14 protein-coding genes and 1 pseudogene are annotated in these 13,912 nt (G+C 38.6%); 11 read left to right on the top strand and 4 right to left on the bottom strand.

Annotation, left to right across the window (positions count from 1 at the left end; all coding sequences use genetic code 11):
* Positions 1–69 precede the first annotated feature (69 nt).
* A complete protein-coding gene (locus MLE14_RS00835) occupies positions 70–405 on the top strand; it encodes a DUF1516 family protein (protein WP_243296337.1) in 336 nt (111 codons plus the stop codon).
* Between the two features lie 317 nt (positions 406–722).
* Here the strand turns inward: MLE14_RS00835 and pabB are convergent, their stop codons facing one another.
* From pabB to MLE14_RS00820, 3 genes are all read right to left on the bottom strand, one after another.
* Positions 723–2,483 carry an aminodeoxychorismate synthase component I gene (gene pabB / locus MLE14_RS00830; RefSeq protein WP_390627927.1) on the bottom strand — a complete coding sequence of 587 codons (1,761 nt, stop codon included), beginning with the start codon at positions 2,481–2,483 and terminating at the stop codon, positions 723–725.
* Complete coding sequence (locus MLE14_RS00825) at positions 2,467–3,057, bottom strand: anthranilate synthase component II (protein ID WP_243296368.1); 591 nt, start codon at positions 3,055–3,057, stop codon at positions 2,467–2,469. The genes pabB and MLE14_RS00825 overlap by 17 nt, the downstream gene beginning before the upstream one ends.
* Positions 3,058–3,361: 304 nt before the next feature.
* Complete coding sequence (locus MLE14_RS00820) at positions 3,362–3,802, bottom strand: DUF6376 family protein (protein ID WP_243296335.1); 441 nt, start codon at positions 3,800–3,802, stop codon at positions 3,362–3,364.
* A 221-nt stretch (positions 3,803–4,023) separates the two neighbouring features.
* Between MLE14_RS00820 and MLE14_RS00815 the strand changes: the two genes are divergently transcribed.
* From MLE14_RS00815 to MLE14_RS00775, 10 genes and pseudogenes are all read left to right on the top strand, one after another.
* Positions 4,024–4,485, top strand: a complete 462-nt coding sequence (locus MLE14_RS00815; protein WP_243296334.1) for a MarR family winged helix-turn-helix transcriptional regulator — start codon at positions 4,024–4,026, stop codon at positions 4,483–4,485.
* On the top strand, positions 4,482–7,598 hold the full coding sequence (locus tag MLE14_RS00810; protein ID WP_243296333.1) for an MMPL family transporter: 3,117 nt from the start codon (positions 4,482–4,484) through the stop codon (positions 7,596–7,598). Before MLE14_RS00815 ends, MLE14_RS00810 begins: the two co-directional genes overlap by 4 nt.
* Before the next feature lie 266 nt (positions 7,599–7,864).
* Positions 7,865–8,884: a low-specificity L-threonine aldolase gene (gene ltaE, locus MLE14_RS00805; protein ID WP_243296332.1), complete on the top strand. Its 1,020-nt coding sequence runs from the start codon at positions 7,865–7,867 to the stop codon at positions 8,882–8,884.
* A gap of 125 nt (positions 8,885–9,009) precedes the next feature.
* A complete protein-coding gene (locus MLE14_RS00800) occupies positions 9,010–9,459 on the top strand; it encodes a YusW family protein (RefSeq protein ID WP_243296331.1) in 450 nt (149 codons plus the stop codon).
* Between the two features lie 76 nt (positions 9,460–9,535).
* Positions 9,536–9,772, top strand: a complete 237-nt coding sequence (locus MLE14_RS00795; protein ID WP_243296330.1) for a transcriptional regulator SplA domain-containing protein — start codon at positions 9,536–9,538, stop codon at positions 9,770–9,772.
* Between the two features lie 30 nt (positions 9,773–9,802).
* A pseudogene (locus MLE14_RS22670) lies at positions 9,803–9,889 on the top strand (spore photoproduct lyase family protein); the annotation flags it as partial.
* A gap of 34 nt (positions 9,890–9,923) precedes the next feature.
* Positions 9,924–10,298 (top strand): hypothetical protein, encoded by a 375-nt coding sequence (locus tag MLE14_RS00790; RefSeq protein WP_243296329.1) that lies wholly within the window; start codon positions 9,924–9,926, stop codon positions 10,296–10,298.
* 148 nt (positions 10,299–10,446) lie between these two features.
* Positions 10,447–11,427 (top strand): ComEC/Rec2 family competence protein, encoded by a 981-nt coding sequence (locus tag MLE14_RS00785; protein ID WP_243296328.1) that lies wholly within the window; start codon positions 10,447–10,449, stop codon positions 11,425–11,427.
* A gap of 95 nt (positions 11,428–11,522) precedes the next feature.
* Entirely contained in the window at positions 11,523–11,693 is a 171-nt protein-coding gene (locus MLE14_RS00780) for a twin-arginine translocase TatA/TatE family subunit (RefSeq protein ID WP_313897644.1), read from the top strand.
* A 99-nt stretch (positions 11,694–11,792) separates the two neighbouring features.
* Complete coding sequence (locus tag MLE14_RS00775) at positions 11,793–12,719, top strand: glycerophosphodiester phosphodiesterase (RefSeq protein WP_243296326.1); 927 nt, start codon at positions 11,793–11,795, stop codon at positions 12,717–12,719.
* Between the two features lie 41 nt (positions 12,720–12,760).
* Here the strand turns inward: MLE14_RS00775 and MLE14_RS00770 are convergent, their stop codons facing one another.
* Entirely contained in the window at positions 12,761–13,882 is a 1,122-nt protein-coding gene (locus MLE14_RS00770) for a histidine kinase N-terminal domain-containing protein (RefSeq protein ID WP_243296325.1), read from the bottom strand.
* Positions 13,883–13,912: the final 30 nt, after the last annotated feature.

Raw genomic sequence — 13,912 nt, 5'->3', positions numbered from 1 at the left:
AAGATAGGATGTACACATAGGTTATTGCCAAATTTTATGCAGAAAACGAAGAGGTAAAGGAGAAAAGGGATGTATAATATTTTTTACCATTCTCATGCAGGTTCTTGGGCGATTTTAATCGTTCTGTTTTTGATTAGCTATTTTGTAAGAAAGCAGAAAATTAGTGTGATGATGCAAAGGTTATTTTACATTATCATGCTTGTTACCGGCATAGGCATGCTGGTCATGAGAAATTTTGAATTACTTTTTGTCGTAAAAGGGATATTAGCGATTTTATTAATCGGAACGATGGAAATGCTTACGATCAGATCGAGAAAAGGAAAAACGGTTGCAGGGATCTGGGTAGGATTTGTGGTCTTGCTCGTGCTTGTTGTATTGATCGGTTATGATAAGATCGTATTTTAATGCAAAAAAGGTCTGGCCTACTTTAGCTGTGGGCTAGACCTTTTTCATTAAATCGGTAACCGTGAACCGCCAGTTTACACGGACACAGGATCCGTTATTTGCGTAAAAAATGCTATTTCCCTGATCCGATAGGACACAGGATCCTTTATTTGTTGAAAATCGTGCCCAAATAGCTTCCGAAATAACGGTACTAGAGTCCTTAAATTTTGGAAATTGCCCGTTTTGTCACAGCTAGCGGAATCCATATCCGTAAAAACCGGGAGCTGTTGTTTTGTCATTTCGAAGGAGCATATTATTCTATTTAGTGATGGTCTTTTCTATAATTCATCCACTAACTCAACTTCTACCCACTTACGAACACTATTGATAAACCAAATTTTCGAACACTTTTTCAAGTCCGAGAGCAGGAGTATCCTCTCTTGAATAACACCTTCATCTATTAATGCTTGACGAAATGTCCCTGCCAGCAATCCGCTTGTTATAGGCGGTGTCCATAATTGACCGTCTATATCCAGTACTACATTGCCGTTAGTAAATTCGGTCAATTCTCTATCTTCATTCCAAAGGAGTACATCGGACACCTGTCGGTACACTTTTTGAAATTTAGAGTAAATTTCCCTATTTGTTGTTTTGTGATACAAGAATACATGGTTCCGTTCCACTGGTTCTTTGGCAAGGGCCGCTTTGATTGGTCCCACAAAAAGTTGGATGGGCTGACCTTCTAATTTCGTTCCGCCGTTTTTATCCAAAAGGAATCGTACTTTAAATGGACCTTGATTGTTCTGGTTTGCAAAATCAGCTAAAATCTGTTTTATCTCAAATTCATTAAAAGTAAAACCAAAATAGCGAGCTGATTTTTTTAAGCGATTAAGATGATTTTCAAATAGAAAATAATCACCCTCGTTTAACAGAATACTCTCTAGTAATTGAAATTCCGGTCGATCTTCTTCAAGAATTTTAGATTTAGCGAGAATCTCATGGTATTCCCCTTGAGTTGTAGAATCCCAGGTAATTCCCCCGCCAACTCCATATGTTGCTTGTCCTGATTCTTGTTCAATGACCACCGTTCTGATTGGAACACTAAAAATCGCTTCTTTATTTGGAGAGATATAGCCAATCGCCCCGCAATACACGTTTCTTGGTGTAGTTTCTATGTCTGCGATGATATCCATTGTTTTGATTTTTGGTGCACCTGTGATAGATCCGCAAGGAAATAGTGCTTTAAAAATATCAACCATTTGGGTATGAGAAGGAATGTTTGCCGTAATGGTTGAAGTCATTTGATGAACAGTAGGATACGTTTCAATTTCAAACAGCTTTGTGACGTTTACCGAACCAGGTTCCGCAATCATTCCTAAATCATTTCTTAGCAGATCTACAATCATTACATTTTCAGCTCGATTTTTTTCTGAATGATACAGCCAGCTTGCGTTTGCTAGATCCTCTTCAAATGATTTTCCTCTTTTTATCGTTCCTTTCATCGGCCGGGTTGTGATTTTGTTTCCTTCTAAATGGAAGAACAATTCCGGGGAAGCAGATAAAATAGTATGGTCTCCTGTATGAATAAAAGCGCAATAATTGGAAGACTGAGCTTTTTTCATTTTCTGAAACAATGAGAGTGCATCACCTTCAAATTGGGAATGAAGGCGAATTGTATAATTAGTCTGGTACGTGTCGCCACTTTCAATGGATTGCTTAATAGAGGCAATTGCTTGGTGGTACTCATCTATACTAACATTGGGATTCCATTCCGAGAGTGAATAGGATGCAGTACCGCTAAGCGTTCTCATCTGCGGCTCTTGGAATATTCCAAACCATATTAAAGGCATTTTATGGCCATTTCTGACCTTAAACGCTGAATCGAATGCAGGAGCACTTTCGTAAGATAAGAACCCCGCTGCATAAAACCCTTGATCTACAGCCTCCTGAACGAGTCGAAAGGATGGCAGCACCTCTTCAATTGTGTTGGCAATGATCATCTTCAATGGGGTTGAAAAAGTAAGAGGCTTTATTACACCATCAGATGATGCAAATTCAAATGATAAAAATGGTTCATGATTTTTAAATGGCATATTCATGGTCCTTTATTTTTTTATTAAAAAAATTCTCCAGCATCTGTAATCCGTTGTCAGTAAGGATAGATTCAGGATGAAATTGTACTCCTTCTACTTTAAAATGTTTATGTCTAATCCCCATAATTTCACCGTTTTCACTTCTAGCACTGATTTCTAAACAATCTGGAAGTGTGGAATCATCTATAACTAATGAATGATATCGCCCTACTTTAAGAGGTAAAGGCATATCCCGAAAGATGTACCTTTGATCATGCGAAATAACAGAAATTTTCCCATGCATTGGCTGCGAAGCTTTTATAATGGTTCCCCCAAATGCTTGCGCAATGATCTGGTGCCCCAGGCAGACACCTAATATCGGAATGTCTCGATAAAAATCACGTACAATATCTAAACAAATGCCAGCTGAATTCGGATTGCCAGGCCCTGGAGATAACAGGATATAGTCCGGTTTTAATTCTTCAATCTCACTGATTAACAGCTGGTCATTCCTTTTAATAACGATATCTTTTTCAATCATTTGAATGTATTGAACTAAATTAAAGGTAAAAGAATCATAGTTATCAATGACTAAGATCATGATCATAGCTGCCTCCATTTCAGTATCAATATTGTATCGTTTTCATTGATAAATCAAGAAATTTTTGTTTGAAATAATACATATTTGATGCAATCAGCCATTTTCGCTGCCTCATATAAATAATAGACTGTACAGTGGAAAGTGGAAATAGCGAGCCAGGTGACACCCAACAGAACGGAACGTCAGCGGAGTTCGAGAGGGCTAAGCTGTCGCACGCGGAAAGCGAAGTGTATTTCAACTGCCGTGTTATTAGCAGCAAACTATGTGAAAACAGCCAAAGAAAAAACCACTAATAAGTTAGTGGTTAATTTCCTAATTGTTCAAGCTGATTCAGGGTATTTTGTAAATTTTCGAATGTTTGCATCAGCTCAGAATTCAAAAGCTCGTTTAATTGGAGCTGGCCTTGTTCAATTTTTTCTAATGATGAATCAATTGCAGCCTGAATTGTTTGATTATAACCTTCGATAGTCTGGTGAATGTCTTCAGCTATACCCGGCGGATTTAGAGAATTAAATTCTTCAATTTCTCCCTGCATCATATGCAGCCGTTCCTCTAGTTCAGCTAGAGCATTAGGATCAGACGCTGCTTGTTCAGCAAGGGTTTGGACCTCATTGGCAAACTGACTCGCTTCATTAATATATTCCGTGGCTTCATTTACATAATCTAAGGTGTTATTGACATCCTCCAGGAACGAACATCCGCTTAGGAAGAGTAACATGGCAAAAAGACTAATCCACTTCTTCAATGGAAATCCTCCTTATTAGGAATTGTTTCTATACATACATACGAAACGGAAGCTCTAAAGTTTCATATTCCCATTTTCGGCTATATAAAAACACTACCTTTCCTCTGTGTATTCATCGAAAAAAATCGAAGGAAAATAATTGACAGTTACTAAAAAAGGGATTATAGTTAAACACGTTAATAGTTAAACAGTTGAACTAAATGCAGAAAGGTGATTGATACGTGGAAAAAGACCAAATGATGGAGTTAGTCGACCGCTATGTATCTGTCTCATTTCAAGTAACAAATAAGGCAGAAGCGTTAATCAATAATGAAATTGGAGCTGACCTTACGTACGATCAGCACTATATTCTTCGCTATATCCATAATGCTGGAAAGTGCACATCGACTGAATTGGCAGAAGCATTTGATGTAAACAAAAGTGCGATCACAGCGATCATTACCAGATTGACGAATAGGGAACTGATTAAAAGAACGAGGGACCCTGAGGATCGTCGGGTGGTTTATCTTACTCTGACTGAAAAAGGGAATGAGTTATTTTCACAGACACAGCAGAAGGTGCAAAAGCTGTTTAAAAGGATTATTACCCAATTTAACGATGAGGAGATCGCTGCTTTTATTCAAACCTATGAAAAACTTTTACAGGCAATATCTGACATCCAAGAGAAAGGAGAATTGAAATGAGAGCCATTTTAAAGGGAAAATGGTTTGTTATCATTGCGTGGATTGCTGTTACAATCCTTTTATTCGTTACATCACCAAACATGGCTGATCTTGTACGGGAAAAAGGTCAAATAACTGTGCCAGACGGGATGCAATCAACCACAGCACATCAGATTCTGGCAGAAGTGCAGGAAGATGAGGGAAGCGGAGAAACATCTCAGGTTGCTTTAGCTTTTCATAGTGAAGAAAAACTGACAGCAAAGGAAATAGAAGAAGCAAAACGAGCGATTCAATTACTGAATGATCACGCTGATGACATAGGCATTACCAATATCTTGACACATTTTACCAACGAAAGCCTGGAAAGTGAATTGGTGTCAGAAGATGGAAAAACAATTTTAGCATCGATTGAAATGAATATGGAAGGCAAGGAGCCGAAAGAGGTATCAGAGGCTCTTTATGACACCATTGATTCCGTCGAAGTCGATCATTATTACACAAGTGAATGGATGATCAATGAAGATTTAGTAACGAATTCACAGGAGGGACTTAAGAAAACCGAGGGGATTACGGTTGTCTTTATTTTAGTTGTATTACTGCTCGTATTCCGTTCAGCAGTCACACCTTTCATCCCTCTGATAACGGTAGGATTCTCTTATTTAGTCTCTCAATCTATTGTAGCTTTTTTAGCAGATACAGTTAATTTTCCGCTTTCAACCTTTACACAAATTTTCTTAGTAGCTATTTTATTTGGAATCGGGACTGACTATTGTATCTTATTACTCAGCCGGTTTAAAGAAGAGCTGGCTCAGAACGAGGATATTTCGGAAGCGATTATTGCAACATACCGAAATGCCGGTAAAACCGTTCTATTTAGTGGATTAGCGGTTTTAGTTGGTTTTTCAGCTATTGGTCTATCCACCTTTAAACTGTATCAATCGGCCGCTGCCGTTGCAGTTGGAGTATTCGTTTTATTAATTGCATTAATGACAATTGTTCCGTTTTTTATGGCCGTTTTGGGGAAAAAGTTATTTTGGCCGTCTAAAGGAAGCCTGGAACATAAAGAAAGCAAAATGTGGGGAGCAGTCGGCAGCTTCTCTCTTAAACGTCCAATTATTTCATTGTTATTAGTTGCAGCTGTTGCGGCTCCATTTTTGCTTGCATATGATGGAGACCTTTCCTTCAATTCCCTAGAAGAGATGCCGGAGGACGTGGCATCAGTAAAAGCATTTAATGTAATTGCGGACAGCTTTGGACCTGGTGAATCGATGGCGACTCAGGTTGTCATTAAAAATGATGAAGCCATGAGCTCAAATGAATATATCGGATTAATCGAGGAAATGAGCAGGGCATTGGAAAAAGTAGAGCATGTAGATAAAGTCCGCTCAGTAACAAGACCAACAGGAGAACCGATTGAAGATTTATATGTTTCTAATCAGGCAGCCGTACTTGGTGACGGTTTAGAAGAAGGTAACGAAGGAATTCAGCAAATCAGTAAAGGATTAGATGAAGCAACAAACCAATTATCTGGATCAGAGCCTGAGCTGAAAGAAGCAACGAATGGAATTGAAGAATTGATTTCAGGTACGAATGAGCTAAAAGAAGGAATGGAGCAGCTTCAAAATCATTTAGGTGAGATTGAACAAGGGATTCGCTCCGGAGCAATGGGATCTGCAGAAATTAAACAAGGCTTAGAAGAAATTCACTCGAATGCTGAACAATTACTTGAGGCAAGCAAAACTCTGCTTTCTGGTTATCAAGATATAGCAGAAGGATTAGCTTCGCTTGAAGAACAGTATAAAGGCATTGGTGAAGGTCTCTCTGCTCTTTCTGCAAGTTTAGCAGATATAGATCAATATTTTGCTAGTCTTGAATCAAACTATGATGGGATATCTCAAGACCCAGATTATAATCAATTAAAAACGATTGTACTAACCGTAAAAGAGCAATCTGGCCAGCTCTCATCAGGACTAAATCAATTAAATGGAGCACTATCTGGTATAAGGAGCGGCATTGATGAGGCAAACCGTTCTTTTCAAACAATCAATAGCGGAAATGAACAGCTGGCAGCCGGAATGAATGAAGTTATTGCTGGCATTGAAGAATTGAACACTGGTCTTAAGGCTGCGGCAGATGGACAGGGACAAATCGTTGATCAATTACCAGCTATGACAGGCGGATTAACTGCGTTAAGCGAGGGCCAGCAGCAGCTGCTTGACGGTTTTTCCAGTCTAGGCGGGCAAATGTCAGAATTAACGAATGGACTTAGCCAAAGTGTAAATGGGTTAAATCAAGTGGCAAGCGGGTTAGGTTCAGCGCAGGATTATTTATCCGGTATTGCATCAAGTGATGGGATTTCCACGGTTTATATTCCTGAAGAGGTATTAAACAGTGAAGAATTTAAAGAGGCTCTTGACACATATATGTCAAACGACAGAAAAGTAGTAACTATGGATATTGTCTTTGGTGTTAATCCTTATTCAAATGAAGCAATCAGCCAAATAGACACCATTGAAAATACAATTAAGACAGTAACAAAGGATACAAAGCTAGAAAATGCCGAAGTGGCTATTGGCGGTGTTTCAAGCAGTCAGGCCGATTTAAATGCTGTGTCAGATGCAGATTATACTCGGACTGTAGTCCTTGTATTAGCGGGGATCTTTATTGTCTTAGTCATCTTGTTAAAATCTTTCATTATGCCAATCTATTTAATTGGTTCGCTCATTTTAACGTATTTTACTTCCATGGCGATTACTGAAGTAGTGTTTGTCGACATTTTAGGCTATTCAGGCATAAGCTGGGCAGTACCATTCTTTGGCTTTGTGTTATTAATCGCACTGGGAATCGACTATAGTATTTTCCTAATGGATCGATTTAATGAAAACAGAGGAATGTCCGTTGAAGAAGCATTGTTGCTAGCCATGAGAAAAATGGGAACGGTTATCATTTCAGCCGCTATCATTTTAGGTGGAACCTTTGCTGCAATGATGCCATCGGGTGTTCTATCCTTATTATTCATTGCAACCATTACTTTAACGGGACTAATACTCTACGCAGTAATCGTTCTGCCATTACTTGTACCGGTTTTGGTCAAAACATTTGGCAAAGCCAATTGGTGGCCATTTCTCAAATAATTCATTGCACTAAAAAACAACTAGAACTGGTCTTTTCGGACCAGTTCTTTTTTTGAAACAGAGTGAAACAGAGGGACGGTTCTTGTGTTTCAAATAGGGAAACTTTTACCGCTATTTTCTTAAGCAACTCAAGTATTATTTTCAGACAGCATCGCATTGTACCGCTTATGCCTTTAATATGAAGGATCATTTTCGTTTTTAACTGAAAGTTCTTCTTTAAAAGGAGTTTTTTCATTACAATAAATAGAAAGGAGAGGGTGCAGACAATGATAGATTTAAGAAGTGATACAGTAACGAAACCGACAGAAGCGATGAGAAAAGCAGCCTATGAAGCTGAAGTAGGCGACGATGTATACGGAGAAGACCTATCGGTTAATCAGCTTGAAGAAAAAGCAGCTGAAATATTAGGGAAAGAAGCCGCATTGTTTGTAACAAGCGGTACCCAAGGAAACCAAATAGCTGTTCTAACCCATTGCCGGCCAGGTCAAGAAGTAATTGTTGAACAGGAAGCTCACATATTCTATTACGAAGGAGCTGCCATGTCTGCCTTTGCGGGAATTCAGCCAAGAACGATAAAAGGAACGCGAGGTGCGATGAATCCAGAAGAAGTGCTGGGCGCGATTAGACCAGATGATATTCATGCACCTGAAACAGGGCTGATTTGCCTTGAAAATACGCATAATCGGGCTGGAGGAGCTATTATTCCGCTTGAAAATATGAAAGAAATCTACACAATAGCAAGGGACCACCATATTCCTGTTCACCTGGATGGGGCAAGGTTATTTAATGCTTCCGTGGCATCTGGAACACCTGTAAAAGAATTTGCCCAATTTACAGATTCAGTTCAAATTTGTTTGTCCAAAGGATTAGGCGCACCAGTCGGTTCCATCATTGCGGGAACAAAGGACTTTATTAAAAGCGCAAGAAAATGGCGGAAAAGACTAGGCGGCGGATTACGTCAGGTAGGGGTTATTGCTGCTCCGGCTTATGTTGCTTTAACAGAAATGGTAGATCGTTTAGAAGAAGATCATCAAAATGCCAAAAAATTAGCAGAGGGACTTCAGCAAATCCCAACTCTTAAGGTTGAAAACCAGGTAGAAACGAACATTGTCCTAGTAAATGTAGGTGATACCGGATATAATGCCGCCACATTCCTTGAGCTATTAAGAGGCGAAGGCATTTTAGCAGTAGATTTTGGTCCGGAAACTATCCGCTTTACCACCAACTATGGAGTAACGAAAGAACAAATCGATACGGTCATTCACAAATTGCAGCAAAGGTTATGAAACAGAGGGACGGTTCTTGCGTTTCAAAATCGCAAGAACCGTCCCTCTATTTCGCAAAAAATTCCCAAACTTCATACATAGATTTGCATCAATTAAGTAAAAGTATGTAAAAGAGGTGAATTTATTTGCCGAAAATCCTGCAGCTTTTCATACTTTTGTTTGTGATTACGAGCTGTGAGGCTCAAGAACAAGCACCCCCTCCGCCTATTACGGAGCAAAATCAAGGGATTCAAGCAAAACAAAATCCTTTTCCATATTCTTTTTTTGAATTAGATGTGAAATACCATGGGATTGATGATAAGCTTTTGGCGCAATATCGTTATATGGATGATGAAATATATGCCAACTATTCAGATCATGACAAAAATACAGAGCAGGATGGTAAGGAGGCGTATCAATTCTTAAAACCAAAATTAAAAGGTCTGTCTTTAACAAAAGAAACAAATGCAGAACAACTTATGACTCGTCTATTTGCACACTTTCCGATTCGGGAGGACTTTCGCCTTGTGGAAGTAAAGGTGAGGTTTAACGATGGAGAAGAAAAAGTATTTAAACGGTTCCATGATGAAGGGTAGGAATTACTTTCCATTAGGAAATGGCACAAGTTTTTGCCAGGTTCGAGACATAATGAAACAGAAGGAAGGGTGAAAAATGGAAACCTCTTTACCAGAAGATTATCATCCAGGTCAGATTGTGTATGTTATGTATCGAAATCCGCAAACCCAGAGTGTTGCCACGATTCAGGAGGCAGCCATTGTAAATGATCCGTATCACCCGAATCAGCTAGCCCTTTTTATTTTTGATACGTTTTATCCGATTACTAATAAGCTTTCCATCTATCGAACACGGGAAGAGGCAGAAGAAGCGTATCAAGATTACTTTGGCTGAGAGCAGGCGGCCATTACATGCTTAAGCCGCTTGACTTTTGAACTGCCCCAGCATCGTTTCACCAAGCCGGCAAGACCAGTCATTCAGAAAAAATATCCCATGACGATGCAAAAATTGAGTATTTTACATAATAAAAAGAGTGGTGAATAAGATGGAACCAGAGGAATTAGATACCGTGGTCAAAATCATTGAAACGATTGAATTCAAAGATGTTGAAATAAATCAGGATGGGCAAGACCCTATTCATGCTCATCTCTACGGAAGAGAGGAATTCAAGGAGGGACAAATCGGTTATAGGGTAGATGCGGATTGGAACCCAATCCTTGAAGATGAAGAGGGAGCCTGGCAAGATGATTGGTATGTCATAGGGTATAACCTAGATACGGGTGAGCCCTTATTTGTGGATGTAACTAAAGTGGAATTTCCTGTTTTTACTGCCGAAAATGGACAAGGTGAATGGAACCCCACACTATTGTTTAACTCATTAGATGATATGATTAGGCATGTAAAGGAAGGAGATGCTTAAGCGTGTCAGTTCCCTAATTGGGGACTGACTTTCTTTATCCGACTTGCGTCTAATTTTGCGATATCCCATAAATTTTCTAAAGATTTTGCGAATTATTTAGGACAAAAGACCCCTTTTTCAAATAAAATAGAGAAAGGGGGAGTGTCTGTTGAAAAGTAAACTTTATTTCTATCCATCCCTTTTAATCTTTTTACTCATTCTCTTATACACTACGATTTTTCAGCGAAATGACTCAATCACCGTGCAAGCCGATTTGGATACAAATGAAGAGTTGTATGCACCGCTTGAAAGCGACGGAGAGACTCTGCATGTCTACTACTTTTACCTTGATTATACGCAAAAATCTGGTTCCTCTATGCTGATTTATACCCCTGATGGATTCTCCATGTTAATTGATGCAGGGATTCCAGAATCCTCATCCCTTTTATCCGGTTATTTAAATCACCTAGGAATTGAAAAAATAGATTTAGCTATTGCGACTCACCCTCATCATGATCATATTGGAGGATTTTTACGATTATTGGAAGAGGAAAAAATAAAGCAATTTTATTTGCCAAAAATCGATCATATATCCGACATTTATCTGGAGTGGATGGCAAAAATAGAGGAGACTTCGATTCCTTATCAATACTTGCATGCCAACCAAACATTTTCATTAGGAAACTATGTAACTATAAATGTACTAAACCCCTTTAAAAACCAAACGAAAACCCTCAGTGACAGCTATTCTGTGGCCGATATCAATAATCGCTCTCTCGTCTTAAAATTGGAATATGGGAATCATAGTTTTTTATTTACAGGTGATATTTATAATGAACAGGAGGAAAAACTGATTGCGTTATATGGGAGTCAATTAAGGGCGACTGTCATGGAAGCTCCGCATCACGGAGGGGGGACTTCTTCATCAATCCATTTTATCCGACAGGTATCTCCAGAATATGTCATCATGAATGCTAATGTTTTACAAAGTTTATATGTCCTAAGAAGGTATGAGATTCTTGGAGTTTCCGTCCTGCCGACTGATATATATGGTACTGTTCATCTGAAGACTGATGGAGAAACCCTAAAAATAATGACTGAATTTAATAGTCCGCCAACTGATCAAATGAAACATATTCCTCCTGGCTAAAAAATTCGATTTATGTATCGATGTCTTTTCCTTTTCAATTTAATTTAATATAATATTAAATGAGAATCATACTTTAACACTAGGAGATGCTAGCTGTGAATATAGGATTTGGCGAAGCGATTGTCATCTTAATAGTAGGGTTATTAATATTTGGACCATCCAAGTTACCTAGTCTCGGCCGTGCAGCCGGTAAAACTATTCACGAATTTCGACGCGGAATGAGAGAAATTATGGAAGATTCCGATACTGAAAAAGGCAAACAATAGCGATTTCCCTAAGAGGGAGGTCGTATTTTTTTGTACATACACATGCCCAAGACTTGCTATAATGAGTACACAATCAATTGATGTTGGGAGAATGATCCGATGGGAAATGTCGAATACGAAAGAAGAAAAAGCACGCTAAGCAGGATTCTCAAGATTTCGTTATTAGTACTGATTGGCTTCACTGTGTTACTTTTAGCTCTGCCAGGCCAAAAAGCTGACGTGCATCCCTTTCTTGAGACAAAAAAACCGTTGGTGATTGCTCATCAAGGCGGAGCAGATTTAGCTCCGTCGAGTACAATGGCTGCTTTTGAAAAGGCTGCCCGACTGGGAGCAGATGTACTTGAGTTTGATGTCCATATTACGAAAGACGGACATCTAGTTGCGATTCATGATGCTACTGTGGATCGAACAACGAATGGTACCGGGAAGGTAGAATCTTTTACATTAAAAGAGTTAAAAGAATTGGATGCAGGATTCAACTTTCAAGATGAGAACGGGAATTATACTTATCGGGGAAAAGGAGTAAAAATCCCAACGGTCCAAGAAATATTTGAAGCTTTTCCAAATCACTATATGATGATCGAGATTAAACATAATAATCCGCGTAACAGAATGGATGAAGTCGTGCAAAAGCTTTGGGAACTGATTGATACATATGATATGGCGGATCAAACACTCGTTGTTTCGTTTGATCAAAGTATTGTTGATTCTTTTCAGCATTTTAGCGGCAATCAAGTCGCACTTGGAGGAGGCAGAGGGGAAGTAAAAAACTTCGTTATCTCAAGTATGCTTTCAATTCAGCCGCTTTACCGACCGAAAGTTCATGCCTTTCAGCTGCCGCTGCATGAGGGGGAAATTGATTTAACAAAGGATTATATCATAGAAAATGCTCACAATCGGGGTATGAGAATTTATTATTGGACGATTAACGATAAAGAAACGATGGAGAAGCTGATTGACCGAGGGGCAGACGGAATCATAACTGACCGTCCCGATTTATTGTTAGAGATTTTGGCCGAAAACTAAAGGAGGACAAAAGGTTTTGTCCTCCACATTTATGATTGCGCTTATAGATGAGCTGGAAAAGTCATAGTAAAAGTTGTTTGCTCCGAATTGGAGATACACTCTAGTGTGCCTTTATGTTTTTCGATAATTTCTTTACAAACAAATAGTCCGAGGCCAGTCCCTAACTGTTTTGTGGTGACAAACGGTTCAAATATGGTTTTAATTAAATCAGGCGGGATTACAGGTCCATTGTTAGAAATTTTAACGACTACTTGATTATCATATGTATAGGAATGTATATAAATTTTTGGATCTAGCCGATAGTTTTGCAGAACATCAATTGCATTAAATAGGATGTTCATAAAGACTTGCCGGAGTTCATCCTGGTATCCAAAGATGTAAGTATCTGACTGTAATTGCTTGCATATTTCTACTTTTGCACCTAATAAACTGGGATAAAGAAAAGAAAGGATTTCTTCGATTAAAAGCTGCAAATCAATTTTTCCCTTTTCTTTTCCAATTAATTCTTTTTTAGAGAGAAGGAGGAATTGGGAAATCCGAAAGTTTAATTGTTCAATTTCTCCTGCAATAATATCAAGATATGGGACAGTCGGATGATCGGAACGCAGAAGCTGTACAAACCCTTGAATCGATGTTAATGGATTGCGAAACTCATGGATAAAACTAGATGTCATTTGACCAAGCAAAGTTAACCGATCTTTATGAGATTGATTAATAAAGCTATTTTTTTCTTCAATGATTTTATCTTTTAGTTCGTCATAATGACTGACTGCGCAATATAAGAAGCGATCAAAACATTGATTGATATTATCGAAGATTTCTTGCAAAAACAAATGTTTTTCTTTGAGATCTAGCTGGTATAAATGATGAAATATTTCACTTCTGCCAATGCTTACGTTATAAACAAATTCTCCAATGTTGAATTCTGCAGCCACTCTTTCCTCAGCTACCTTTTTAGCCAGTATTTCTATTTGTGGCTTCATTTGCTCGTAAGGTGTCATAATAGATTTTTGGACAATAGAAAACATAAGCTCGCCGTTTTTTAGAATATTTCCTTGAAAGGGATCATTTGAAGAGACTATAATTTTTTTGCTCCACCTTTCGAGCAAAGAATATTTATAGGATTCCAAATAATCATGAATGTGAAGCTTAGTTGCAAACATCCCAATTTCCCCTTTTGAACATGTTTTCTT

Origin of the sequence: Bacillus litorisediminis (genome assembly GCF_022808645.1) — a bacterium.
Taxonomy (GTDB): Bacteria; Bacillota; Bacilli; order Bacillales; family JC228; genus Bacillus_BF; species Bacillus_BF litorisediminis.
Note: the sequence above shows the minus strand (reverse complement) of the source record. Positions and strands in the feature narration are given on the sequence as shown.